Source organism: Paenibacillus sp. FSL A5-0031 (genome assembly GCF_001956295.1).
Lineage (GTDB): Bacteria > Bacillota > Bacilli > Paenibacillales > Paenibacillaceae > Pristimantibacillus.
This window is the reverse complement of the sequence record NZ_MRTD01000012.1, coordinates 1-24,751: the sequence shown is the minus strand read 5'-3', so window position 1 is coordinate 24,751 and position 24,751 is coordinate 1. Positions and strand designations below refer to the sequence as shown.

Genomic DNA, 24,751 nt, shown 5'->3' with positions numbered 1-24,751 from the left:
TTAACAAACGTTTCCTCTCTAGTCAATACAAAAAAACAAGTTTACGTCAGTTTAAGTAACGCACTAGGAATAAGATGCTTTATAAATATAAAGGTTACCTCATTTTTTGCAAAATAGAACCTGTAAACTAAACCCATCAATCGGTTTCGTATGTGGCTGAAAGTTTGCTGAAAGAGCGAGTAAACAGATGCATCTTTTTCTAAAAAGACAGATAATAGAGGGGTAAGCTGCGAAAGGGGAATTTGAAATGGTGTCCTTCAAAGGGATTAAAATATTGCTTGTGGATGATGAACCAAATATCGTGCAATTTCTGGAGCTCGGTCTAATTAACGAAGGATTTGATATTCGGTTCGCCTATGACGGGGAATCCGCTTTGCAGGAAGCGAGTACCTTTCAGCCCCATGTCGTCATCCTCGATGTGATGATGCCCGGGCTGAACGGATTCGAAGTATGCGAGGCATTAAGGGCTACAGGCGATAATATCGCTATTATTATGCTGACAGCAAAAGATGAGATTGAGGATCGTGTCAAAGGCTTAACCCTTGGAGCTGACGACTATTTGGTGAAGCCCTTCAGCTTCAGCGAGCTGCTTGCCCGCATAGGAGCGAGACTGCGGAATCAGTTTCCTAATTTGCTTGGTGAGGCTGTGTATGGACCGTTCCGGCTCGATGACCGCCGCAAAGAACTCATTTATATGGAACAGGTTCTTGAGCTGTCTCCTACCGAATATGAGCTGCTAAGGTTTATCATTCTAAATCATGGTGTCGTGCTCAGTAAATCGCTCATTTTGGATAAGGTATGGGGATATCAATTCGGTGGAGAAGAAAATATTGTCGAGGTGTATATCCGCTCGCTTCGCGACAAATTGGACGACAAGGAGCATCGCCTCATTCGAACACTCCGCGGGGCCGGCTATCGGATGGATCTGCCATGACGCGTATTAAAACGTCCGACGTCACTCGTTTCTTTGCTCCACGTTCACTAAAATATCAATTATTATATCGGTCGCTGCTTATACTAGCGGCTTTGTTTCTGTTAATTGGCGTGCTTCAATACTTCATTATGAAGGACTTTATTTTTCAAAATAAAGCCGATGCCTTAAACGCTCAAATCATGTCGATGCCCATGGATTGGTTTATGGATGGGAAAGATACGAATAACCGACCTGAAACGAGCAATCAGGGTGATCCCGCTAATTCGGCTGAACAGCCGCAGCGAGATCGACGCGACTCGCCCATGTTCTATCAACCGGGGTTGTCTATCGTCCTGATTGATTCAAACGGTGTCACGGCTGACGTATCGAAGGATAATAACCTTAACGCCCCGCTTCTAGCTGCGGGCGAATATGAGCAAATTAGAAATCAGCTTAAAGCGCATAAGCAAATTGGCTATAAAATCTTGAACAATGCCGAAGGCATCGAGCAGCTAGTCGTCTTCCGCATGGCTGGACCGCCAGGCAGAGCCGAAGGCATCATTCAAGTGAGCACCGAAACCGATTCACTCAAGCAGCTGCTCATGACACAGCTTGCTATATTCGCTGGCTTATCTGTCCTTGCACTTGCAGCAGGGCTCGCGCTTTATTTGCCGCTGCTTCGGCGTACGCTTCGTCCTTTATCTCGCGTCGTTGTGGCAGCGCAGCAAACCGATGCAGGCAGCTTAACGAAACGAATTCCCGCCAGCCAAGGACAAGAGGAAATCGATCGTTTATCCGATGCGTTTAATGGCATGCTTGAGCGCCTCGATCATTCCTTCGAGGCGGAACGGAAAACAACTGAAAAAATGAGGCGTTTCGTAGCGGACGCCTCCCATGAGCTGCGTACACCGCTTACTTCTATTCACGGATTTCTAGAAGTGCTGCTGCGAGGGGCGGCCTCGAATCCAGATCAACTCTCGCGCGCGCTTAACAGCATGTTTCTTGAATCCAATCGTATTAACAAGCTGGTCGAGGATTTACTCGTGCTGGCGAAGCTTGATCAAGACCCGCAGCTGCAGCTGGCCGAAACAAAGCTGGATGCGCTTCTGCTCGAGATGGAGCCGCAATTGCAATTGATTGCTGGCAATCGCACAGTAGAGCTGCTGCTCACACCTAATGTGAGCGGCCAGTTCCATGCGGATAAGCTGAAACAGGTGGTGCTCAATTTATTTTTCAACGCGGTGCAGCATACCGATTCGGAGACAGGCGTGATCAGTATCACGCTCGCAACGTACAATAATCAATCAGAAATACTCGTTGCCGACAATGGAACAGGGATTGAGGCTATGCATTTGCCGCATTTGTTTGAGCGCTTTTATCGAAACGAATCATCCAGAACGCGTAAGAAGGGCGGCGCAGGTCTAGGGCTTGCCATAACGAAATCAATTGTAGAAGCTCATAGAGGTACAATTACAGTAGACAGTATGCCCGGAGCAGGAACAACCTTCCGCATATTGCTCCCAACCACCCCGCCTAATCCAGTCGACATGCAAGACTACAGCCAGCAGTGAGATGATTCAGTGTTACAAAAACATTTCTTAGCTGTAAAGAACACATTTTAATACAAAAGGAGCTAAGCGAAAAGAATGTGCTTAGCTCCTTTATTTTTTGGCAATATCTAACGAATTCATTAACTCTTATTTAGACTATTTGTAAGCAATTTGAAAGGTAACGAACTCCAGAATCGTTATTTCGCGAAAAACAGCGTATGACACCCTGTAAAGTGTGACTTAACATCAATAAGGTTCGTTAGATTTTAAAAAAGGTCATTTTCTACCTAATAAGCTTGACACAGTTCGTTAGAGAAGGTGATCTTGGTATGTGCTGCACTGTCTTCATAAAAGAGGATATCTTTGTCAATTTTATGGCTTTTGAGGATAGGCACCCTCATTATTTACCATCTATTCCGCAGACTGCATCTCTGCTAATGCCCGCTGAGCTAATCCGTTTAATGTAATGTCATCCATCGGCGGATTATGCAAGCCTGCGCGAACATCGCGGTACATCCGCTCCAGCGGAAGCGTGCGAGACAAGCTGCTTCCCCCCACTATTCTCATGGCAAGATCAACGATACGAACGGCTGAATTGGTCGCCACATATTTAGCGAGACCCAGCTCGGGCTTTAATCCGCTCCGTCCCTCCGGTTCCCGGTCCCAGCGATCGGCGATGCTGTAGAGTAAGGTGCGAGCCGTTATTAGCTCCGCTTCCATTTCGCCAATTTGCCGCTGGATCGTTGGCAGTTCGGATATCGGGCCTGGCAAACTGTTAGGCCGATAGTTTTGGGCAAAGTGAATCGCAAAATCACGTGCCGCATGTGCAATGCCGATATAACAGGCAGGAATATGAAGCAGCGTTCCGCCATCGAAGGCCGTCCCGCCTTTACGATTAATTTCTGCGCCTTCAAGCGTACCGCTGTCTGGCACGAATACTTGATTCAACAGGAGGTCATGGCTCCCTGTTGCCCGCATGCCGAGCGTATCCCATGTTTCCTCAATACTTATGCCTGCGCCCATTGGAATTAAAAACTCGCTTGCACGATTTTCTTCTTCCATCCATGCAGATATGGTGAAATAAGACACATCAGGACTAAGCGTGCTATAGGTCTTGCGCCCGTTAATAAGGAAACCTCCAGCCGTTCTTATCGCTGTAGTTTCCGGCTTGCCGCCTCTGCTTGGGCTTCCAGTTGCTCGCTCGCTTGCATAATGATTTATTGTGGCGCCTTTGCTTACAACCTCCTTGCAAAAGCTGGCGTATAAAGCTTCCGGCCATGGACGGCTTATCCGCATTTGCATTACCTGCCCCAGATGCCAGCCCGCGGCGAGCGCCGTTGAACCGTCACCGCGGGCCAAATGATCCTGCGCTAGTACAAATTCATACAATGACGCTTCATCCCCGCCATATTGCTTCGGCACAGTAAGCTTCAAATACCCGCACTCCCGCATATCGGCAAAGTTGTCATGTGGAAAAGATCCTTCCCTATCATGCTTAGCTGATCTTCCTGCAAACTTGCTCGCCAGTTGATCCGCTGTCGCCGCGATTTCCGCTTCGCGCTCATTGCGAACGAACCGATCCTTTTCGATTTTCACCTGCATAAAGCTGTCCAGCCTCCTATCCACGCTTTCATATCTGTATAGCAATCTTTCCTTTCAGTTTACACCCATCCTGCCAAAATAAAAATGAAAAAAGGATTAAATTGCTTTGGTTATCTAAGCAACTAATCCTTTGTGGAGACGTCTATTACGATATACATGATATGGAGGACTTTCAGATGAAAAAAACTACTGTTGCATTATTATCTCTTATGTTGTCTGCCAGTATATTTTCAGTTAATCACATTCATGCAGAAGCAGCAAATCAGCCATTCGTAATAGAGGGAAAAGTGGTTCAGGGACGCACTTTAGTTCCAGTACGCTATGTTGCTGCAGGGTTAGGGGCTGAGGTTAATTGGAACCAACAGTCCAAAACGGTAACCATTCTTAACGGAAAAACCGAGGTTATGCTCAAAATTAATTCAAATAAAGTGATGCAGAATGGTACTGAAATCACGATTGATGTTCCTGCTCAAATAACCAAAGGGGTTACATACGTCCCCATTCGCTTTATCTCACAAAGCTTAGGCGGTACTATTTCTTGGGATGCTAAAAGTAGAGTAGCCGACATTTCTTTAGGCGACAAACAAGTAAGAATTACTACAGAGTCTACTTTTAACTTGTCTACAATCCCGCAAGAACATATCAATACGCTGATCCAAAAAGCGAACGAAGCGACTAATCTATCATCCTATTCACAAATTAGAGCCCATTTTAAATCCAATTTTACTGGGACATTCATTAATAAGATCATCAAACAAAATGGATTAAAGTTCAACGTTCCATTCACAGGTACAGCATACAGTCATTCCGAAGGAAAAGAAGGATATATTAATCAATATGAATCCCCCTTACATGCTGGAGGCATGATTGTCGAGCGAAGAATCATCCTTAAACAAATTCAAAATACATGGATGGTCGACGATATTATTTTCTCAAGCTCGGCACCTTAATCAAGCATAAAGCCAGCGATTTTGTTTAATAAAAAATTTCAATTACGTTCCATCACTCTTCAATCTGCTTTATAATCTTGGCGGGATTTCCACCTACAACTACGTTATCTGGCACATCCTTTGTAACGACAGCACCGGAAGCAACAACGACATTATTGCCGATGCTTACGCCAGGGTTTACAACGGCTCTCCCGCCTATCCATACATTATGGCCAATCGTTACCGGTTTTCCGTATTCAACGCCAGATATTCTCTCCTTTGCATTCAAGGGGTGAGTTGCTGTGTAGATGTTTACTCCTGGTGCAAGAAAACAATTGTCGCCAATTCGAATTTCGCAAACGTCCAATAGTACACTATCAAAATTAGCATAAAAGTTTTCTCCAACATGAATGTTGTAGCCGTAATCACAACGGAAAGTGGGCTCGACATATAGACTTTTGCCTGTGGACCCGAACAATTCCTTTAGCAGCTCAGTTCTTTTGTTATCCTCTGTCTCCAAGGTTTGATTAAATAACCTCGTAAGTCTGCGAGCGTTCATTCTATCCGCAACCAGCACAGCATCGGCTGCATTATAAAGCTCACCACTGAGCATTTTCTCTTTTTCTGTCTTCATTTGGTACCACTCCTGTTTGTTGTTTCAATTTTAAGCAGAAATACGGTTTGTCTGGTCACTTCATTCAATTACTTTTTTGTTCCTGAAATCATTAGGCCTAAACCAAGCTTCTGTAATCCATACAAATAATCTTGTTTCCAGTCGCTCACAGTAAGCTCCGGCAAATGTTCTTTAGGAATATAGGCTGCGCTTCTTAATGTTATTTGGTCGGTTATTTGCTTATTTATTTCATCATTGGAAAAAATAATCGTGTGCGGGTTTATTGTAGCTGTAAATGAGGCTACCAACCGACTAATCGCATCAATCTTTTTTTCATCATGAACCAATGCAGTTTCTGTTCCATCCTCGTTATTCAGGGCTTGTACAAAATTTCGGTCATCATACTGAGGAACAAAGGATATTTCTCCTGAGAAAAACGTACTGCCTCGCACGACGTCACCATTAATCATAATGCCTGCACCAGGACCATTTTGACCTAAATACAAGTAGACCAAGGAACCCTTGTCTTTATTGATCCGGTTGTCGTAGTACCCAAGAACAGCCGCATTCATATCATTCTCAACAACGACAGGTATGGATAAACGCTCCTCAAAATATCCTTTTAAATCAAAATCATGAAACTGCTCATAGCTCGGGATGAAAATAATTCGGCCATTATTGACTGAACCCGGCACACCTATAGCTACAGAGCTGATTTTGGGATGCTTTTCTATAATGCTTTCAAGTAAATGAGATAAGCTCAAAGCATCATCCATTAGCACACTTGAAGTACTGCCTTGTTCTTTCTCTTCGCCTAAACAATTAAAAATGGTATAGTTAGTTTCTGTTTTCTCTAAAAATATAGCCAAACCGAGCATGAACTCGGGATTGTATGCGTATCTGTTTGCTCTTCTTCCGCCACTTGAATGGTCGAGACCAACTAAAATGAGTTCACCGTCCTTTTCCATTTGCGTGAGAAATTTACTAATGGTAGGGAAGCTTACTCCTAGCTTCTGACTTAGCTCAACCTTCGTGGCACTCCCATGCTCCAGAAGAGCCGCACGAATGCTGCGTAAAATAACTTTTTTCCATTCTTTTGGAGTTGCAAATAGCTCATTTATGATGATCACCACCTCTGAGTGCTACACTTATTAAATTCATTTAATAAGTTACACCGATAATATCAGAATATCGTCTTGGATAAAAGTAATCTTCAGGAAAAAATAAGAGATGCTTAAAAAAGTTTTCATGTTCATTCTATAGAATAACACGTAAAGCAATTGTTCTGGTAATAGCCGCACTCAGACAAGAAAGGATGTAACGATGTATCAAGGAAAGCTGCGAAAAATGACTATTTTACTGTTGGTTTTATATACCGTATTAATCTTCTATTTCTTATATGTCGGATTCAACAGAGCTGCCTCTATTCATGACAGCGGCTTGCGATATAATCTAATACCCGAAAAGATCCATTTATTCCTCCCTATGCAGAGAGACTTTTCATTTTCGCTTTTTGAGTTCGGCAACTTTGCAGCATTTATACCTTTCGGAATCATGATCCCGCTTCTGTTTCGTTCTCGTTTTCTGGGTTTTATACTGCTATTTATTGTATCGATTACCATGCTTGAGACGCTGCAAATGTTTTCCCGTTTAGGCTCCTTTGATATCAACGATATTATTATTAATACGTTAGGCGCTGCAGTAGGCTACTGCGCACAAAGGTTTGTTCGACATGAGCGTGATACATTCAAAGGCTTCTGCAAAATAATAATAACAGCATTTGTACTTGCGATTGTTGTCATTGGCAGTATTGGAGGCATTAATAATTATCTAGATAAAGCAAGCAGCGAGGTTATCGCTTTAGATGAACTGCCATTAAAGGCTGGAACTGTTCTTTGGGATAAAAGTCTCTCCAGCTTTCCCGCAGCTCAAGAGAACGTTGAGCCAAAACTAAATAAGTACAGCCGAAACAATACACGAACAAATGAGTTTACCTATCTTTTAGACGGCAAATATCACATGATAGCAGGTAATGTCGTGATATCAAAAGCCTTAATTCAAAGCAACAGCAATGGAAATATCGATCTCATTTTTAGCGCAGACGGAACCGTAATCCATTCATATGAATGGAGTTTCGATGGACAGGAAGAGCTTCCTTCCGAATTTTTTCAGATCCCTTTGAATGGAGCAAAGGAACTTACTATAAAAATTGTTAATCCTACATCAGATCAAGATGTCCTGCTGTGGGACATTGCACTTCATAAAGTAAATACCGGACAAAAAATAATAAATGGGATCAAACAAAAACTAAAAACATTATTTTAAATGGAAAAAGCCGAATTTCTTAGCTTGCAAAGAAATCGGCTTTTTGTAATGTCACTTCACTATTCAATCTGCAGCTCCATGCTGAAGCACAAACTCATCCAGCTTTGCACCTTCCACGTCATAGGCTTGATAAGTTAGATTGTCGCCGTTTACCGTAATCCCTGCGAACATTTGCTTCTCATTCTGAAAATGAACCTTGTGATAAAACTTATCTTCCTTTTTCTCATTGAATTTTTGCCCTGCTGTATTGGTTACCACATATACAGTGCCCGCTCGGTTTTGCACCGCTTGATTACCATCGCCTGTGATTTGACCATCACGAAGCGGATAGGATCTGGAGTACTCATGATTATGGCCCTGCAGCACCAAATCAACCTCAAATTCGTCAAATAGCGCTGTCCAATCCTTCACCTTCTTGTTCGTATTACCACCATAAGGCCCTTGATGCAGAGCAACGATTTTCCATGGCTTATCCGTGCTCTCCAAATCTTTTTTCAGCCAGCTTGTTTGCTCCTTTATATTTGATTCCGAATTTAAAATAACAAAATGAACAGAACCATAATCAAACGAGTATGTCGTTCCCGCATTCGATCCCTTCACGCCACTCGCAGGTAAGTTGAACTGAGAAACAAATCGCTTGGCATCTCCATCCACTTCATCATGGTTGCCCGTAACTGGCATAAATGGAACCTGTGTTACCCACTTGCCTGCTTTTGCGAAAAGCTCGGTCCAGGCTTGCTCATCGGTGGGCTCTTCTGTCAGATCACCATTATGAACAATAAAAGCAGAGGATGGGAAAACGTTAAACGCCTGATCCAGCGTATTTCCCCACAGCTCAAAATCACGCTCCGTCACACCTTGCGAATCCGTTACGTTTATGAAAGTAAAAGCATCGCTTGCTTCAGCCTCCGTCTTAAATTGTGCAGCATCGCTCCATGTCTCTTTTTCTCCGCTGCCTACTCGGTACGTGTACGTGGTTCCCGGCTTAAGTCCGGTAGCTTCTGCTTTATGAACACCCCGCAAAGTGTCCTCACCTATGTCATTCGATGATGTCGTACCCTTAAAGGTCATTACAAGAGCCTCTTCCCAATCGCTAGGGGCGGCTCCTTCAATGATCTGAACAATTGAATCGGAATGTGCATTCGTACTATGCCAAGTGAAGGCGCGGCTAGTTTTTGGATCGCCCTTGAACGTGGTCACAATCGCGGCTGGCTTTACCGACTTATTGGCCTTTAACCATTCCATGCCAATGGCTCCAACAACTAATAAGGCGCAGCATATGAGCAGTATCATCATGTCTTTTCGGATCTTGATCCTAGTCACACTCCTTTTTCTCTATCTAATTTTAATTATATCTTAACAAAAAGCTGTTGCACGGCGCATTCAGCAATCTTTCAGCCAGCCTTAAGTTAAGAATAAGTAAAGGCTCGTAGAATAACATTTGTAAGCAGCGAGGGGCGCTGAACATGAAATGAGGTGTGAGATGAACAATAACCTAAACTATCGCCATGAATTGAAATTTTTCATTAACTATCATCAATACTTTATTATTCGCCAGCGGCTAAAGGATCTGATGGAGCAAGACAAACATGTCGGTCCGTCAGGCGAGTACCATATTAGAAGCTTATATTTTGATGATATAAACAACAAAGCTTTGCATGAGAAGCTTGGCGGCATTCGCGATCGGGTCAAATATCGTATCCGCATATACAATGGCCAAGACCATGTCATTCATTTTGAGAAAAAGATTAAATTCAAGGACTACATCGCAAAGGTGAAGGAGCCGCTAACGAGGGAAATGTACGACAAGCTTATGGATGGCGATTACGACGTCCTTAGAGGGCCGGACAAGCCGCTTTTGAACGAAATTCACAATGAAATGAAGCATCATTTGCTGCGCCCGAAGGTCATCGTCGATTATGTCCGTGAGCCATATGTTTACGCTAACGGCAACGTACGCATTACGTTCGATAAGGAGCTGCGCACCGGGCTTCATGCCGTTAATATTTTTGATGAGAAGGTGGAGCCCGTACGCGCACTCGACAATGATTTAATCATTCTTGAGGTGAAATATGACGAATACATTCCAGCTTTTATTCGAATCGCTTTGCAGTTGGAAGGATTAAACCGGCAATCCGCTTCAAAATATGTCATCTGCCGAAAACATTTGAAGTTCAACACTTGGGAGGATTATTAAAATGGAAACCAATACAACTGCCGCGGCAGCAACGGAGACGACAACAAATTTTGCCGATCTTTTAAAAAATTCAGTACTGGATAACTTTGCTTCTGATATCAGCCTTTCGAAAATATTGATGACGCTGGGCGTCGCTTTTTTACTCGGCTTCTTCATTTACTTGCTTTATAAACGAATATTTAGCGGTGTGCTTTATTCAAAAAGCTTTAACGTTTCGCTGATCGGCATGACCATGATTACTGCAGTGGTCATTATCGCGATTAACTCCAATCTCGTGCTATCGCTCGGTATGGTTGGCGCTCTGTCCATCGTCCGTTTCCGTACTCCAATTAAAGATCCAACCGATTTAATTTTCTTATTCTGGGCTGCTGTTGCAGGTATCGTTACTGGCGCGGGTTTCTTTACACTAGCGGTAATTGGTTCGGTTGTTGTTGGTCTTATTCTGTTCTTCTTCGTTAAGGGCGGATCGGTGGAAACACCTTACCTGCTTGTTGTTAACTGCGACAGCGACGCTACCGAGCAGCTTGTTCACAAGCAAGTCGGTACGCTCGTTAAACGTTATAACGTGAAGCAAAAAACCGTGACGCAGGGCAATATTGAAATGACGCTGGAAATTCGCCTTCGCGACGAAACCGGACGTTTCGTTAACCAACTGACGGAGCTGGCTGGCGTTCGTAACGCCGTACTTATTAGCTATAGCGGGGACTATGTATCCTAATTATCGGGAGGTGTTTTCATGAAAGCGAAAGCGCGTGTAAGCTTATTATGCTTTTGCTCCATTCTCCTGATTACTTTACTCGCTGGATGTGCCGCAGGCGGTACATCCTTCAGTCTCAGCAGCTCGGGTGCAGCAACGGGTACAGATGAGAAATCAGCGGATGAGCAAAAGCTAGATGAAACGGTTTTTCCTAAAGATAAAATCGTAGATGTAAAAATTACGATCGACGAGGATGCGTTCCAAAATATGCTGGACAACGCCAGCGCGGAGGAATACAAAGAAGCCTCGGTCGAATACAACGGTCAGAAGTTCGATAACGTAGCCATTCGAACGAAGGGCAACCTCAGCTTGAACAGTGTCGTAAGAATGACTGATTCCGATCGGTACAGCTTTAAAATTTCATTCGATGAGTATGTTAATCAAACCTTGCAAGGAATAAGCAAAATTAATTTGAATAACAACTACAGCGATGCCTCTTATATGCGAGAGTTTCTATCGTATGAGCTTGCTGAGCAAATGGGACTTCCAACCCCAAAATATTCATATGTCAATGTATACGTCAATGGAGAGCTATGGGGCTTTTATTTGGCTGTCGAGCAGATTGGCGATGCCTATCTTGAACGTAATTTCGGCAATGCATATGGCGCGCTTTACAAAGCAAACGGCGGCAACGGCAGCGAGCTCAACTGGCTGGAAACGATCGATGCCTATACGGGCCTCGATTTGAAGTCCGACAAATCAAATGATGATATTTTGCTCGATATGCTGGATGTACTGAACAATGGCGCAAGTTACGAGAGTGTGCTGGACGTTGATGAAGCGCTTAAGTTCATTGCCTTAAACGCAGTAGCCGGCAACTTTGACAGCTACCTCTCTGAGAAAAAACATAATTATTATTTGTATGAGGATGATGGTATTTTCAGCATTTTGCCATGGGATTATAATATGTCCTTTGGCGGTTTCGGCGGCTCCAGTGTGCTCATTGATGAGCCAACTACCGGCGCGGTAGCCGATCGGCCGCTTATTGACAAGCTGCTTAAAGTGGATGCCTATAAAGATAAATATCACGAAATCGTTACAAGCATGTTAGAAGGATATTTGGCAACTGATACGTTTCAGGCAAGAGTCGATGAAATTAAAGCTATGATCTCGGATTATGTAAAGGCTGACCCTTCCTCCTTCTACACGTATGAGCAATATGAGCAAGGCGTTGCTCAGGTTGTTTCCTTTAACTCGCAGCAAACCAGCACCATTGCACAGCAGCTCGCCGGCACCATTCCTGCAGCTGGCGACGGATCTGGCAGCGGCGGCGGGATGGGTGGCGGTGGTGGCATGGGCGGTGGCGGCGGATTCGGCGGCAATCGGCCAAACGCTCAGGAGAGTAACGGTCAAGCCGATGCGGGAAACAGCAATGCTGCTGTTAACGCAGGAGCCGGACAGCTTAATGCCGGAATTACAGCGAACAAAGAGCTGAGTCCGCAAGGTGCTCTGGCAGATAGCGTCGTTCAGCAAGTAGTTGATAATACTACCTCCCCTACTACGCAGAGCACTCAAGGCAATGCAGATGCTGCTGCTCTTGACGGGCAAGTCCCTCAGGGCGATGCTGGTGCTGCTGCTCCTGACGGGCAGGTCCCTCAGGGCAACGCAGGTACTGCTGCTCCTGACGGGCAGGTCCCTCAGGGCGATGCGGGCATGGCGCCGCCAGATGGTCAAATGCCTAATCAGCAAGGCGGCATGCAAGGCGGGTTTGGCGGCCAACGACCAAATGATATGGGTGGCGGCATGGGCGGAGGCTTCGGCGGCCCTGGCACGCAGCAAACTCAGGAACAAGGCAGCCCTAAAGAAGCCGCGACGGTTGGAATTGCCATCGTGATCCTGCTTCTCTCCTGTGCATTCATCGTCTTCTATAAACGGAAACGACTATAAGCATCTTAGTTCAAAAAAAGATCGCTAACCTATTGCCACTATGGCATACAGGGAGCGATCTTTTTTTCATATCAACCCATTAGAAATACCTTTTCGCCTACTTCAATGTCTCCTGTCTTTTTTACAGAAGCATACACCCCGAAGTTTAAATTCATCTCTGTGTTAATTTTTTTCAATAGGGAAGCATCACGTGCAAGGGAATCTGGATCAAGCGTAACCATGGAGCAGCGATCACAATATTTATCCACTTGCAATTCAGCACCGCCTACCGTTATTCTTCTGCCTATCCACTCTTTTTCTCCAAAAGCGCCTTCCTCTACTGTAATCAGTATATTTGCTCTAAAACGCCGTGCGTCCAGCTGTTTTCCCCATATCGCTTCGAGCTTTTGCAAGCTCCTATCGGTGATGATGAGAATGCTGCCTTCATCCACCGCTTTAAGGTCAGGACTTTGTGCCTGATAGCTGCGCATCCGCATCTTCTTCTTGGAGTACTTCTGTATCTCAGCTAACAGCTCCTCGTTCCAGCTAAAGGTCTGACCCTCTGGAGAAGTTATTTCTACTAAGGGATGCTCTGCGCTCGTGCGTTCATCAACCAGCTTCGCTTTGTATGCGAGCATCGCCGGAATTTCTCTTGCAGTAAAGAAGCTATCCCAGCCTTCCTTTGTTTCATCATAAAAAGCATAACAACGGTCGCCCATTAATCCGTAACTATCGATTTTACAGGTATCCAGATCCTCTCCTGCAAATGACTTAATCGGGTACCTGCTTATGCCAGTAATTTCACCAATCAACGTTAATGTCAATCCAACAACCTCCATACATCCGTTTTCTTCCATTCACAAGTATCTTTGATTATAGTATAAACACAAAAGACGCGCGATAAGCCAAGTACACCTTTCGATACAGAAAGGGTTTTCGCTTATCACGCGTCATGTCGTTTCACTTAATTAGAAAAAGAGGTGTATTAAATCCTCCATGCTCCAATGCTGCAGCTGATTAGGGAATCCCTTTGGAGCAGTAGTACAAGCCGCCAGCTTATAGCTTCGGTTCAGTTCATATTGTTTGAAAAAATAACCCTCTGTTCTCGGATTTAAAGCGATGGAGCTATCCTCGCCAATATGTATAGAGAAGGAATCCAGCGGTATGGACAACCCTTTACCCTTTGCTTTTATGTAACTTTCCTTCAGCGTCCAAAGCTCATAGAAATAGGAGGTTCGCTCCTCCCCTCTCAAAAAAAACAAACGTTCATATTCCATTTTCGAAAAATAAGATTTTGCTATACTTTCATCTATTTCACATATTTGTTCCACATCAATGCCTACCGGGGAAGAGCTTATAAATAGGGCAACCCAATCTCCAGCATGCGAAATATTAAAGTGAAAACCTTCGCAGCCGATAAGTGACGGCTTTCCATATGAATTGTAAGTAAACTGAATCTCTTGATTGGGTAGGTCTAGGATTCGCACAATTGCAGCACGTACAAGCACTTCACCAAATAACGTCCGATAAACATCACATTGCTGTCGCAATCGACTTATTTTTAAACGCTTCTCTTCTGATATAAGACTTAACAATTGCTGGTAGTCATTCGACGTGATGTTTTGCGGTATTTTCAAAACCATGATCTCAGCCTGCACGCTATGCTGCTCCTTTCCCCCTCAATTAATCCGAAAGTTTCGTCTGAATCTATCATAAACTCGTTTTCCCATAACGCGCCATCACTTCATGAATTGCTTTTGCCCCAAAACGAATAGCCTCAACAGGCACACGCTCATCTGCCGCATGGATCAACTCCGAGAAATTCATGTCCTCTGGGAGCGTCATAGGCAAAAAACCATACGTTTGGATGCCTAATGTTGAAAAATGTCTCGCATCTGTTCCACCCGGCAGCAGCATCGGAATGGGCACTGCAGCTTCATCCGCTTTCTTCAGCACATCTGACAGCAATTCAAACATTCCCATTTCCGGGTTTTCTGGACAAGGGTCATGACGAATTACCTGTAACGTTATTTGATGTTGTATGGCATGAGCGTACAGCTCGGCAATGAACTGCTCTGGAGTAAAACCGGGCAGCAGCCTCCCATCCATCTCCACGATGATTTCACTGGGATGCACATTGATTTTATCGCCGCCATGCACAACCGTAGCACTGATTGTGTTGCGAAGCAGCGGTTGAAACAACTTCCCCTTGTCACCCAATATCCTCAGCATGAGATTGCTCAGGCTTGGCCGAAGCAGCCCCTTCAATAATAACCTCGGCAATAGGGGCAATGCCGATGCCATGGATTGAATCATATACGATGCTGCAGGCGTGACATGAATCGGCAGCTTGACCTTATTTAACGCTCCCAGCATATAGGCAAGCTGCGCCATGCTTCCTTCATTTTGGCCGAGAGAACCATGTCCGCCTCCTCCTCTAACCGTAGCTCTAAGGAAACAAATTTGTTTCTCTGCCACCATAATGGGATAAAATTTTCGGCCGCTTACATGAAAGGAGAAGCCCCCAAACTCCCCAATCGCATAGTTCACGCCAGCAAAGAGATAAGAATGATGTTTAACTAAGTAGGAGGCTCCTAAATCCCCGCCTGCTTCTTCATCGCTTACAATAGCCAAAATCATATCGCCTTGTAATGTTGTTTTCTCTGCGTGGGCTCTTAGAAAGGCGGCAAGCAACATCGCTACACCGCCTTTCATATCTAGGCTTCCTCTCCCCCATACGTAACCATCGATAATCTCACCCCCGAATGGATCGCGGCTCCATGCTTGCTTCTCTACACCTACAACGTCAACATGCCCGTACATGAGAAAAGGAGGTGCATCTCCGCACCCCTTTAATCGTGCAATTAAATTAGGTCTATGCTCTTCTTGTGCAATAATGATCGTATCGCTAATACCCGATTCAAGAAGAAGATCACGAATAAAATAAATACAATCTCGCTCATTGCCTGGTGGATTCGTTGTATTGAACCGTATTAATTGCTGCAATAGATATTGAGGGGACTCATATATCGGCCCGTCCAAGCTGCTAATCATCGTAAAGTCCTCCTTGGCATGGTTGACTTCCCTTTTATATCCTTTAACTTCTATTAGAAGCTAAAAATTCACTCCCTAATCTATCCTTAAGGCCGTTGTCTTGAAGCAATTGTTCCAATCGATCCTTCTGTTCGTTCTCTGGAACAAGCTTCGTATGGAACACAGAGATCAGCATCTCATAAGCCTTAACCAGATGCTTCCACTCTGCCCTGCCACGAGAAAGCTGAAGCTCATTCAACATCGACTGAACCTCGCGGTAAGGTACAACTACACCTTGCTCATACTGTTCTAAATCCCTGTTCCGATTACGCAAGCAAGTAACGATAGTCAAACATTGGTTAATAAAATCTAACGAATAGTCTTGCCCCTCATCCCGCCCCTTCCCAAGGAGCTGTTCCCTATCCGGTTCATGGTCGAAAGAAAGCACCCTAAGGGCAGTACTATTGTTGGCTAGTTTCTTCAATATCGATTGGGGGCCCATCTCAACCGCTTCCAAAACCCCGTTCTCCAGCAAAAAACGGATAACCGCTGTCCATTGTACGGGTGCGGTAATCTGCTCTGTCAGTACTGCTGGAATCTCATCCGCACTCCGATATAATCTTGCAGTCACACTGGAAACAACCGGATGCTGGAGTGTTCCAAGCTTCAGTCCTTTAAGCTCCTCTGCAAATAGCTGCGCTGCCGGTGCCATAAGAGGACTGTGGAACGGCGCGCTCACATGAAGCGGGATGACAACGCCTCCCCGCTTGGAAATACGCTGCACCGCTTCGTTCAATACGCCTTTATGTCCAGAGATGACAACCTGATCATCTGAATTAATATTAGACACTACAACAATTTCAGCTCCACCCTGAAACGAGGAACTAGCGTGCTTGCAGATCTCTGCAACTTCAGCTGCGCTAAGCGATATTACCGCCGCCATTGCACCACTGCCGGCAGCGTCCGCATCACGCATGAGCTCACCGCGACGATGAACGATACGGACAGCGCTGTCGAATAGGATACCCCCTGCACAAGTTAAGGCGGTAATTTCTCCAAGGCTATGACCGGCTAAAAATCGCGGAGCCTTTCCCAGCAGGTCTCTGTATATTTTGTACATTGCCATCCCTACAGTTAATATAGCTGGCTGTGCATATTCCGTCCTTGTCAATTCCTCCATGCTGCCCTCAAACATAAGCTTTGTGAGATCCATGCTTATCGCTTCACTCGCTTCATGAAAGGTCTCTTTGGCGAGCTCATATTTCCTATACAAATCCTTGCCCATGCCAACATACTGTGAGCCCTGACCGGGAAACAGCAATGTGCCGCCTACCATACACTTTCAGCTCCCTCTTCTAATTCTGCCATTACAACCTTAAGTGATGCTAGATACAGAGAGAGCAATTCATCCACACTTGCTATGTCCCATGAAAGAGCATCATATAGACATCGGATGTTTAACTCATCTTCACTAAACTCAAGCTGAAGCGCAAAGCCAATTAGCGGCATATAGGACTCCATTCCTCTCAAGTCGGTTGATGAGAACCATGGTATGATTCCATTGTCCAATGTACGGAAACCAGCTGCTGTCGCAAGCGAGGAAAAGGTATAATAGTCGCCGTTTTCCAGTTGATCAGCTACTTCAGGGATCATTTCCACAACCGTCATATAGTGGGACATATTCAGCGTCACAGGCACCATCCGATCTCCTACACCGTCTTTGACGATGACTGTAACTTCATCAGACATCGTAAGATCGGAGAGCACGTACATATAAAGGACAAGCAATATATCAACGATATCTGATCCAATGTCTTCTGATAGCTGCATCAATTTTCCGAGCATCGCTTCATCCAGCTTGCATGAACGGGGAATGGCTGCATGATCTATACCCGTTTCTCTGCTTATGTTGCGATTAGGGAAAGTTAAACCTTTCAGCCCTGCTAGCCCATCCATATCTCCTTCTTCACTGAACGGTGCATCCATTAGCGCAGCCATTCCGCGGAGTGTCGCATGTCCGAACAAATCTGCAACGGATACACGAGAAGGGTAGTGCTGCTCCAGGTTGTGATGTAATGCAACAAGCAGAATGGAGTTGCCTCCTACCTCGAAGAAGTTGTCTTCAGCGGCAAAGTCGACGGTATGCAGCACCTCTTGCCAAAGAGCCGCTACTTTCCGCTCCGTATCGGTATCCAGTTCAAGCAGCTGCAGCGCAAATGCAGCATTATCCTGCAAACGAGTCACTTCATTCTGCTTTGGCAGCGCCTTGCGATCAATCTTTCCATTATTATTCAATGGCAATGCTGCAAGCCAAATGTAACGCTGCGGCACCATATATTCAGGCACTCGACTTGCCATAAAGCTGCGAAGCTCTGATGCGGACAATTCAGACTCCGCTGCATAATAAGCGCATAACCATCCGCCATTAGTCTGCTCCTCTTCCAGCAGCGCCGCCGATTCAGTAACGTCCTCGTGCCGTGCGAGCATCATTCCAACTTCCTCCAGCTCGACGCGATGTCCGCGGATTTTCACTTGGAAGTCACTGCGCCCGAGAAATTCAAGGTTTCCGTCGTTTAAGTAACGTGCAAGATCACCTGTTCTATACATTCTCTCACCGGGATAAAAAGGGTCGCTAACGAACTGTTCCTCCGTAAGCTCCGGCTTCCCAAAGTAACCTTGGGCCAATCTTGTCCCCGCTATACAAAGTTCACCAGCTACTCCAGGAGGCTGAAGACGTCCCGCCTTATCCAAAATGTACGTTCGCACTCCAGCAAGCGGTTTGCCTATTCCGGGATGATTATCCTCAATCCGCTGTATCGTTGACCATACCGTCGTTTCTGTCGGCCCGTACACATTGTATATTCGAAGCTTTGGATAAGGCTTCAGCCGATTCCATAGGGTTGGAATAAACGGCTCCCCGCCAATGATCAAATCTTTTAAATAGTGCAAGCATGGTCTCTCTTCTTTGCCAGCCAGCAGCATTTGCAGTCTCATCGGGGTAGTTACCATCATCTCAACATCATGTTTGACGATGAGACGATCCAGCAGGTCTGGGTCTCTGCGCTCCGCTTGTGATGCTAGAATCACCTTCATCCCATAAAGAAGCGGCATAATTAAGTCATGTATAGATACATCGAACGCAGCGCTTGCTAAAGCAACAATCGTTTTACCTGGTACATATTCTATTTGCTCTGCCATTCCTTCTATAAACCGTATCGCACTCTCATGCTCAATCATGACACCTTTTGGTCTGCCTGTTGAACCTGATGTATAAATCACATAAGCTAGATTTTGAGAGGCATTGTCCTGCTCCATGCTGCTTGAGAGTATGTGTGAATCCTTCTCTTCCCTGCCAGCTTCGCCCTGCTCATCTCTCTCATCGATACAAACAATATTGCCTTCATATTGTGAAGCTTTCGAGAGAAGATCATGCTGCGTTAACAAAACCGGAGCCTTAGTATCCTCCAGCATATAATGAATGCGATCCACTGGATATTCCAAATCAATGGGCAAGTAGGCGCCTCCAGCCTTCCAGATGCCAATGATGCCAACTACCAGCTCGACCGTTCGCTCCACCATCAGTCCAACCACAATTCCAGAACGCACGCCTTCGCTGCGCAGTCTACTAGCAAGTTCGTGGGCCCGCTGATTCAGCGTGTCGTAAGTAAACGACTCCTCGCCGCAAATAAGTGCAGTCTCATGGGGGCGAGATTGAGCCTGCTTCTCGAATAGGTGATTCATGGTCATGCTTGATTCACCAGCTATTCCCTTTCTATGCAAAGGCTTAGTTTCAGTGGATGTGCATGAACCAATACAAAGTGATTTTATTAATGCTTGAACTTCATCTTCATCCAGTATGGCTGCATCTCTAAGGAGAATGTCGTCGCCTCGAACTAACAGCTCCGCTGCCCGATGAACATGATTAGCTAGATTTTTCATCATTGTTGAGCTGTAAGCAGAGCTATTGTATATCATAGTAAGCGTTATGGCGGGTGACTCTGACTCCAAGACACTGTACGAAAAGAGCAAACCAACCCCTTCAGCACTCGGTTTCCCATAACTATTTTCCAAGGTTACGGCTACAGCCTGTCCCGAATTGAAGCTGCTTGTTCTGGCGGAATCGATAGTTTCTAATTCCAAAACATGTCCCTTATTACTGTCCTCGAATTCATTCAGAGCTCCGTCTAATTGCTTTAGCAATGACTGAAGCATATTTTGCTCATCTACCCTGATTTGAAGCGGAATCCATGTCCCGTCCATATGACTTCCGAATCTCTGAGACGGAATGCCGATCGTTAATCGGTCATCCCCTTTATATTTATAAAGCATGATGTAAACCGCAGTAAGCAGTACGCTATACAATCGCTGATTGGAATTTTCAGCATATCGGAGCAGCATTTCTGAGAGCTCTTTGGGTAAATGGATACGCTGCTCCATCAAACGATACTCCGCTTCTCTGCTAAGCAAGTCGGAGGGAAAACCTCCATCCTCTCGCCACAAATATTGATTTCTCTGGCCGGCGTCTATGACTACCTTATCCATATTTTTTGCTCCTCTCTATTGTGAATGGATGCTTTTTTTGCCAGCCCATGTCCTCAGGAGCGTATCATTTAGGAGCGAAACGACTTGTTGTTCCCGTTCATGTATAAAAAAGTGGCCTCCTTCGAAGTTGACGATTTTACAGGTCTCCGTCGTTTGTGACTGCCAATCTTCTGAAGTCCCGTACAGGCTGCTGTCCTCAGAGCCATTCATAACAATGAGATGAAGAGGGAGCGGCGGCTTAACCTCTGGCTTGTACGTGCCAACCAGCTTAAAGTCAGCTCGCAATATGGGCATAAATACGTCTCGCAGCTCCTTATGCTCAAACAGCTCAGCAGATGTTCCGCCAAGGCTTAATACTTCTTCGATAAAAGCTTTATCGGGAAGCTGATATATTTCTCGGTTCACATGGCTGGAATGAGGCGCCCCATACCCTGACATAAAAACTACGGATGGGAGCGTCCATCCTGCTGCATGAATGCTATGAATTAATTCATAAGCGATCAAGCATCCCATGCTGTGGCCGAATAAAGCATACTGTTTTTGTGAATAGTCACGGATTAAATGCAATACATCTTTAACTGCCTCATGAATATCCTCGTAGAGCGGCTCACTCATCCGGCTTCCTCTCCCAGCTAATTCAATCGGGATCAATTGAATAGAAGGATTTAGCTGCCGCGACCATTTCTTATAAACCTGAGCGGAGCCCCCCGCGTAAGGCAAACAAAGCAACGGTATACTATCCATAATTAGGAACGACCACCTTGTTAGGAAGCTATTTGATTTTGTTAAACACCACTAGCCAGCGTACGCCAAAATGTTTTTTCCATCGCAAATAGTTTTTCTGCTAGAGCTATCTCTCTATCTCGCTGAAATTTATGCGTAACAAAAGATTGCTTAATCGCATGCCAGCCGTCACAGATCATCTCCAATTGATCCTTAAGGGATTCGTATAATGTCACATTGATTTGCTTCTGCTCTCGCAGCGTTCGAATAAGACCTTCATTTGCAATATGCCGGTTGCATATAATGTTGATTCCAATGAGTGCATACGTAATATGAGCGCTATATTTATCCGGGCTTGAATCTACTTGCCACATTCCCTCCATGGAGAAATCGTCAAGCTCCCGCGTAAGCCGCTCGGCATTGTCAACAACTTCCGATAAGTTCAATTCATACGGCTTGATCGTTGGATGAAGATTATAAATATAATAGGCAGGGCCATTATAGTTTTTATTGATATTGTACTCTGAATTTTTGAATGCTTTTCTGAGCCGGTCCTCAGGAACCTCATGTTCACTGTAGCCAGCAAGCGTATCGTCAATGACATAGAAGGATGAGCGTTCATTATCGTAACCATTAAACAGTGAATAATGGTACCAATGAAACTTTTTCCAAGCCATGCTTCCCGGCAGCCAATAAAACAAATCGACATTCACACTTAAATTGCGCCCACCGTCAAGCACCTCTTTTATTTCATCTATAAACTTTTCCTTATCGCGGAAGTGCCCCGGCTCAATCCACTTAATAACACCGGTTAATGGGAATTTGGTCCAATCGTCGAGATAATATAGCGTATCAATCGTCGGATATCGAAATTGCTGGTCTGTCGCTGCAGACCAAGGATAATATCGATGAATGTTCAAATATGCCGCATATCGGTAGCTGGGATGAGCAGAAACAGCGATTGAATAGGCTTGATTGAGCATACAGTTCGCCCAGAATTCATTAAATGGTTGTCTGTCCAACGTAACTTTCATCCGCTTATCCTCCTTAATTGATCCAAACTCGTATCATTTAATCGTTTCTCGGCGGTACAGCGCGAAGGAAATACCGCCGAGAACGATGTTATTTAGGACTATCTTGCAGCAATAGATCGCTTAGTTTCATCAGAGGGCTGGCAGCAGCCGTCATTTCCTCTACGATTGCACAATAATGCTGAGCCATGCGCGTAATCGTATCTGAGTGAAACAGTGCTGTGGCATACTCCAAGCTGCAAATCATTTCTCCATTGCTCTCCACAACCTCCAGCGTCAAATCGAATTTACTAACTCCCGGCTCGAACGGCTGAAGCTCAAAGGTTAAATCGCCTCCTTGCATGACAGAACGATCCATATTTTGCAAAATGAACATCGTGTCGAACAAAGGATTTCGACTCTGATTTTTCCCAAGCTCCAATCGCTTCACCAAATCCTCAAACGGATACTCCTGATGCTCCAGCGCTTGCAGTACATCATTATGAACATCGGCGATGTAACCGACAAGTGTTCTTTCAGGCTGTGGTCGGCATCGAATCGCAACTGTATTAACGAATATACCGATTTGCCCCTCAAGATCAACATGGTCACGTCCCGCTGTCGGCGTGCCAATAATAATGTCTTCTTGGCCGCTGTGCTTGCCAAGCAAAAGCGCATAAGCGCCAAGCAGCACCGTATACAATGTTGTCCCCAGTACTTTTGCCATGTGCTGCGCTCGTCTCGTAAGTTTCTCATTCAACCTAAAACTATATCTCCGCCCCTCGAAGCTCTGCATCGCTGGTCGCGGTTTATCTGCCTGGAGCTCCAATATCGGCAGTTCGCCTGAGAACATATCCAGCCAGTGGCGCTCATGCGCCTCGTACCCTGGACCAATTAATTGAGCTTCCTGCCAGACGGCATAATCTCTATACTGTACCCGCAGCTCTGCAAGCTCATTGCCGGAGTACAATTCGATCAATTCTTTTAGAAGCACACTGACCGATACACCATCCGTAACAATATGATGCATATCAAGCAGCAGCAAGTGAGAGCTAGAGCTTAGCGGAACAAGACCTGCCCGCAGCAATAAGCAGCTGCCAAGATCAAATGGACGGATGAACCGCGCCATTAATCTAGTGATGGTTTCATCCATTCCCGCTTCTGACAACAAACGTTTGGCAGTCATTCGTGCCCATGCATTGCCATCCAGCTTGAATGCCGCTGATGGATGAATCCGTTGCTTGAATTGTCCATCTTCATAATGGAAAGAAGTCCGTAAACTCTCATGCCTCATGATTAAAGCGGTGAACGCCTGCTCCAGCTTCTTCGCATCCAGATTCCCACGGATATGCAGTGCGAAAGGGACATTATACATCGTTGCTTCTCCAGACAGCAGAGATAAAACATATTGCCTTCTTTGAGCGCGCGACATCGGGAAATACGCCCTGTCCAGCTGACGCGGAATCGATTCATACGTTTGCTGGCTTTGACCTTCAATTACTAGAGCGAGTGACTCTAGTGTCGGATTCTGAAACAATTCTCTCAGCGGCACGCGCACACCAAATTGTACGCCTATCCGACTGACCAATGTTGCCGCCTTTAACGAATGTCCACCTAACTCAAAGAAGCTGTCTGTCGCTCCGATGTTATCCGTCAATAGCAGCTCCTGCCAGAGCATAACCAACTTGCGCTCCGTCTCCGTGCTCGGCTCCCGGTAATGTCGTACATTCCGTTCTGTCTGCTGCGGTCTTGGAAGTGCCTTGCGATTTATTTTGCCTGTTGGCGTCATCGGTATTTCATCCTGCAGCATCACATAGGTTGGAATCATATAAGCAGGCAGCTTGCCTCTCAGATGCTCGATTAGCTCCTCGGTTACACCGAGAGAATGCCCGCCTACATAATCTAGCCATACGCTTTCTCCCTTATGGATACTTTCGAAAGCAGCTGCAACATAATGATCCGCGTACGAGGTGATATTTGGCAGATCAGCATCATCAGCCTTTTGTAGGACAACATAAGCGCAGAGAACAGGCTCACCCTCATGCTCTTGAAACGCAATGACAACCGCTTCCTTCACACGTTCATGCTGCAGCAGCTGCTGCTCCACCTCACCGGTTTCAATGCGATGTCCTCGTATTTTTACCTGATGATCGCGGCGGCCTGCGTATACAAATTCACCATTCGCCAGCCTACGGCCAAGATCACCCGTGCGGTACATCCTCTCACCTGTACCAAACGGGCTCATAATAAATGTTCCCTCATCCCATTCCGGATGGCGAAGATAACCCCGACCAACGCCTGCTCCTCCGATGCAAATTTCGCCAATTACACCTGTTGGCTGCAGTTGCAGCTCTGGACTCAGTACGACCATTGTTGCCCCTGCAATAGGTGTGCCAATCGTAATAGCTTCACCGCTAGTTACCTCGCACACCGATGTCCATACCGTTGTTTCCGTTGGGCCATAGAGATTGAAAATACGTGCACTCGTCATCGCGCGCAGTCTCTCGAGCAAATCCATCGTCAACGGCTCCGCGCCAATCATGACTACGCTTAAGAATTTCCAAACCTCGCTTTGGCTCACCTGCGCCATCCACCACTTGAAGCGTGATGGCGTAATTTGTAGCACCTCTACCCGATGCTTCTTTATAAGCTCCTGCAGCAGATGGGCATCGCCCCGTTCCTCTTCATTGC

Annotated in this window: 19 protein-coding genes; 7 read left to right on the top strand and 12 right to left on the bottom strand. The window is 45.5% G+C overall.

From position 1 onward, the window contains the following. Positions 1–247: 247 nt before the first annotated feature. Together BK120_RS20740 and BK120_RS20735 are read left to right on the top strand one after the other, a co-directional pair. Positions 248–934 (top strand): response regulator transcription factor, encoded by a 687-nt coding sequence (locus BK120_RS20740; RefSeq protein WP_076269413.1) that lies wholly within the window; start codon positions 248–250, stop codon positions 932–934. Beyond that, entirely contained in the window at positions 931–2,484 is a 1,554-nt protein-coding gene (locus BK120_RS20735) for a sensor histidine kinase (protein WP_076269412.1), read from the top strand. Before BK120_RS20740 ends, BK120_RS20735 begins: the two co-directional genes overlap by 4 nt. 390 nt (positions 2,485–2,874) lie before the next feature. Here the strand turns inward: BK120_RS20735 and BK120_RS20730 are convergent, their stop codons facing one another. Beyond that, positions 2,875–4,065 (bottom strand): acyl-CoA dehydrogenase family protein, encoded by a 1,191-nt coding sequence (locus BK120_RS20730; protein WP_076269411.1) that lies wholly within the window; start codon positions 4,063–4,065, stop codon positions 2,875–2,877. Between the two features lie 176 nt (positions 4,066–4,241). Between BK120_RS20730 and BK120_RS20725 the strand changes: the two genes are divergently transcribed. After that, positions 4,242–5,015, top strand: coding sequence for a copper amine oxidase N-terminal domain-containing protein (locus BK120_RS20725; protein ID WP_076269410.1), 774 nt, complete (start codon positions 4,242–4,244; stop codon positions 5,013–5,015). Positions 5,016–5,067: 52 nt separating this feature from the next. On the opposite strand, the gene BK120_RS20720 is transcribed toward BK120_RS20725, so the two are convergent. Continuing rightward, positions 5,068–5,628: a maltose acetyltransferase domain-containing protein gene (locus BK120_RS20720; protein WP_076269409.1), complete on the bottom strand. Its 561-nt coding sequence runs from the start codon at positions 5,626–5,628 to the stop codon at positions 5,068–5,070. A 68-nt stretch (positions 5,629–5,696) separates the two neighbouring features. After that, positions 5,697–6,728, bottom strand: a complete 1,032-nt coding sequence (locus tag BK120_RS20715) for an ROK family transcriptional regulator (RefSeq protein WP_076269601.1) — start codon at positions 6,726–6,728, stop codon at positions 5,697–5,699. Between the two features lie 202 nt (positions 6,729–6,930). On the opposite strand from BK120_RS20715, the gene BK120_RS20710 reads away from it, so the two are divergent. Beyond that, complete coding sequence (locus tag BK120_RS20710; protein ID WP_076269408.1) at positions 6,931–7,932, top strand: VanZ family protein; 1,002 nt, start codon at positions 6,931–6,933, stop codon at positions 7,930–7,932. 63 nt (positions 7,933–7,995) lie between these two features. Here the strand turns inward: BK120_RS20710 and BK120_RS20705 are convergent, their stop codons facing one another. Beyond that, complete coding sequence (locus tag BK120_RS20705) at positions 7,996–9,177, bottom strand: purple acid phosphatase family protein (protein ID WP_256710969.1); 1,182 nt, start codon at positions 9,175–9,177, stop codon at positions 7,996–7,998. Between the two features lie 238 nt (positions 9,178–9,415). Here BK120_RS20705 and BK120_RS20700 point away from each other — a divergent pair, with 238 nt between their 5' ends. Genes BK120_RS20700 through BK120_RS20690 form a run of 3 tightly spaced genes read left to right on the top strand, consistent with a single transcriptional unit; the run spans position 9,416 to position 12,773 of the window. Next, on the top strand, positions 9,416–10,129 hold the full coding sequence (locus BK120_RS20700; RefSeq protein WP_076269407.1) for a polyphosphate polymerase domain-containing protein: 714 nt from the start codon (positions 9,416–9,418) through the stop codon (positions 10,127–10,129). Position 10,130: 1 nt separating this feature from the next. Further along, entirely contained in the window at positions 10,131–10,847 is a 717-nt protein-coding gene (locus BK120_RS20695) for a DUF4956 domain-containing protein (RefSeq protein ID WP_076269406.1), read from the top strand. 18 nt (positions 10,848–10,865) lie between these two features. Further along, on the top strand, positions 10,866–12,773 hold the full coding sequence (locus BK120_RS20690; RefSeq protein WP_076269405.1) for a CotH kinase family protein: 1,908 nt from the start codon (positions 10,866–10,868) through the stop codon (positions 12,771–12,773). A 71-nt stretch (positions 12,774–12,844) separates the two neighbouring features. Here the strand turns inward: BK120_RS20690 and BK120_RS20685 are convergent, their stop codons facing one another. From BK120_RS20685 to BK120_RS20650, 8 genes are all read right to left on the bottom strand, one after another. Then, a complete protein-coding gene (locus tag BK120_RS20685) occupies positions 12,845–13,576 on the bottom strand; it encodes an MOSC domain-containing protein (RefSeq protein WP_256710968.1) in 732 nt (243 codons plus the stop codon). A 144-nt stretch (positions 13,577–13,720) separates the two neighbouring features. After that, positions 13,721–14,410 carry a 4'-phosphopantetheinyl transferase family protein gene (locus tag BK120_RS20680; RefSeq protein ID WP_083682250.1) on the bottom strand — a complete coding sequence of 230 codons (690 nt, stop codon included), beginning with the start codon at positions 14,408–14,410 and terminating at the stop codon, positions 13,721–13,723. A 52-nt stretch (positions 14,411–14,462) separates the two neighbouring features. Next, entirely contained in the window at positions 14,463–15,806 is a 1,344-nt protein-coding gene (locus tag BK120_RS20675) for a M20/M25/M40 family metallo-hydrolase (RefSeq protein WP_076269403.1), read from the bottom strand. A gap of 43 nt (positions 15,807–15,849) precedes the next feature. Further along, a complete protein-coding gene (gene fabD / locus BK120_RS20670) occupies positions 15,850–17,121 on the bottom strand; it encodes an ACP S-malonyltransferase (RefSeq protein WP_076269402.1) in 1,272 nt (423 codons plus the stop codon). Next, positions 17,115–20,327, bottom strand: a complete 3,213-nt coding sequence (locus BK120_RS20665) for a non-ribosomal peptide synthetase (RefSeq protein ID WP_076269401.1) — start codon at positions 20,325–20,327, stop codon at positions 17,115–17,117. Before BK120_RS20665 ends, fabD begins: the two co-directional genes overlap by 7 nt. Positions 20,328–20,342: 15 nt before the next feature. After that, positions 20,343–21,071: a thioesterase II family protein gene (locus tag BK120_RS20660; protein WP_076269400.1), complete on the bottom strand. Its 729-nt coding sequence runs from the start codon at positions 21,069–21,071 to the stop codon at positions 20,343–20,345. 41 nt (positions 21,072–21,112) lie between these two features. Beyond that, on the bottom strand, positions 21,113–22,084 hold the full coding sequence (locus tag BK120_RS20655) for a cysteine peptidase family C39 domain-containing protein (protein WP_076269399.1): 972 nt from the start codon (positions 22,082–22,084) through the stop codon (positions 21,113–21,115). Between the two features lie 88 nt (positions 22,085–22,172). Then, on the bottom strand, positions 22,173–24,751 hold a 2,579-nt coding region (locus BK120_RS20650), incomplete at its 5' end, for a condensation domain-containing protein (protein WP_144376809.1).

Excerpts from the sequence above, each read along its gene's own strand:
- BK120_RS20740 (WP_076269413.1), top strand. The coding sequence starts at position 248 with ATGGTGTCCTTCAAAGGGATTAAAATATTGCTTGTGGATGATGAACCA.
- BK120_RS20705 (WP_256710969.1), bottom strand. The coding sequence starts at position 9,177 with ATGGAATGGTTAAAGGCCAATAAGTCGGTAAAGCCAGCCGCGATTGTG.
- BK120_RS20720 (WP_076269409.1), bottom strand. The coding sequence starts at position 5,628 with ATGAAGACAGAAAAAGAGAAAATGCTCAGTGGTGAGCTTTATAATGCA.
- BK120_RS20725 (WP_076269410.1), top strand. The coding sequence starts at position 4,242 with ATGAAAAAAACTACTGTTGCATTATTATCTCTTATGTTGTCTGCCAGT.
- BK120_RS20690 (WP_076269405.1), top strand. The coding sequence starts at position 10,866 with ATGAAAGCGAAAGCGCGTGTAAGCTTATTATGCTTTTGCTCCATTCTC.
- BK120_RS20660 (WP_076269400.1), bottom strand. The coding sequence starts at position 21,071 with ATGGATAGTATACCGTTGCTTTGTTTGCCTTACGCGGGGGGCTCCGCT.
- BK120_RS20735 (WP_076269412.1), top strand. The coding sequence starts at position 931 with ATGACGCGTATTAAAACGTCCGACGTCACTCGTTTCTTTGCTCCACGT.
- BK120_RS20665 (WP_076269401.1), bottom strand. The coding sequence starts at position 20,327 with ATGGATAAGGTAGTCATAGACGCCGGCCAGAGAAATCAATATTTGTGG.
- BK120_RS20675 (WP_076269403.1), bottom strand. The coding sequence starts at position 15,806 with ATGATTAGCAGCTTGGACGGGCCGATATATGAGTCCCCTCAATATCTA.
- BK120_RS20695 (WP_076269406.1), top strand. The coding sequence starts at position 10,131 with ATGGAAACCAATACAACTGCCGCGGCAGCAACGGAGACGACAACAAAT.
- BK120_RS20655 (WP_076269399.1), bottom strand. The coding sequence starts at position 22,084 with ATGAAAGTTACGTTGGACAGACAACCATTTAATGAATTCTGGGCGAAC.
- BK120_RS20730 (WP_076269411.1), bottom strand. The coding sequence starts at position 4,065 with ATGCAGGTGAAAATCGAAAAGGATCGGTTCGTTCGCAATGAGCGCGAA.
- BK120_RS20710 (WP_076269408.1), top strand. The coding sequence starts at position 6,931 with ATGTATCAAGGAAAGCTGCGAAAAATGACTATTTTACTGTTGGTTTTA.
- BK120_RS20700 (WP_076269407.1), top strand. The coding sequence starts at position 9,416 with ATGAACAATAACCTAAACTATCGCCATGAATTGAAATTTTTCATTAAC.
- fabD (WP_076269402.1), bottom strand. The coding sequence starts at position 17,121 with ATGGTAGGCGGCACATTGCTGTTTCCCGGTCAGGGCTCACAGTATGTT.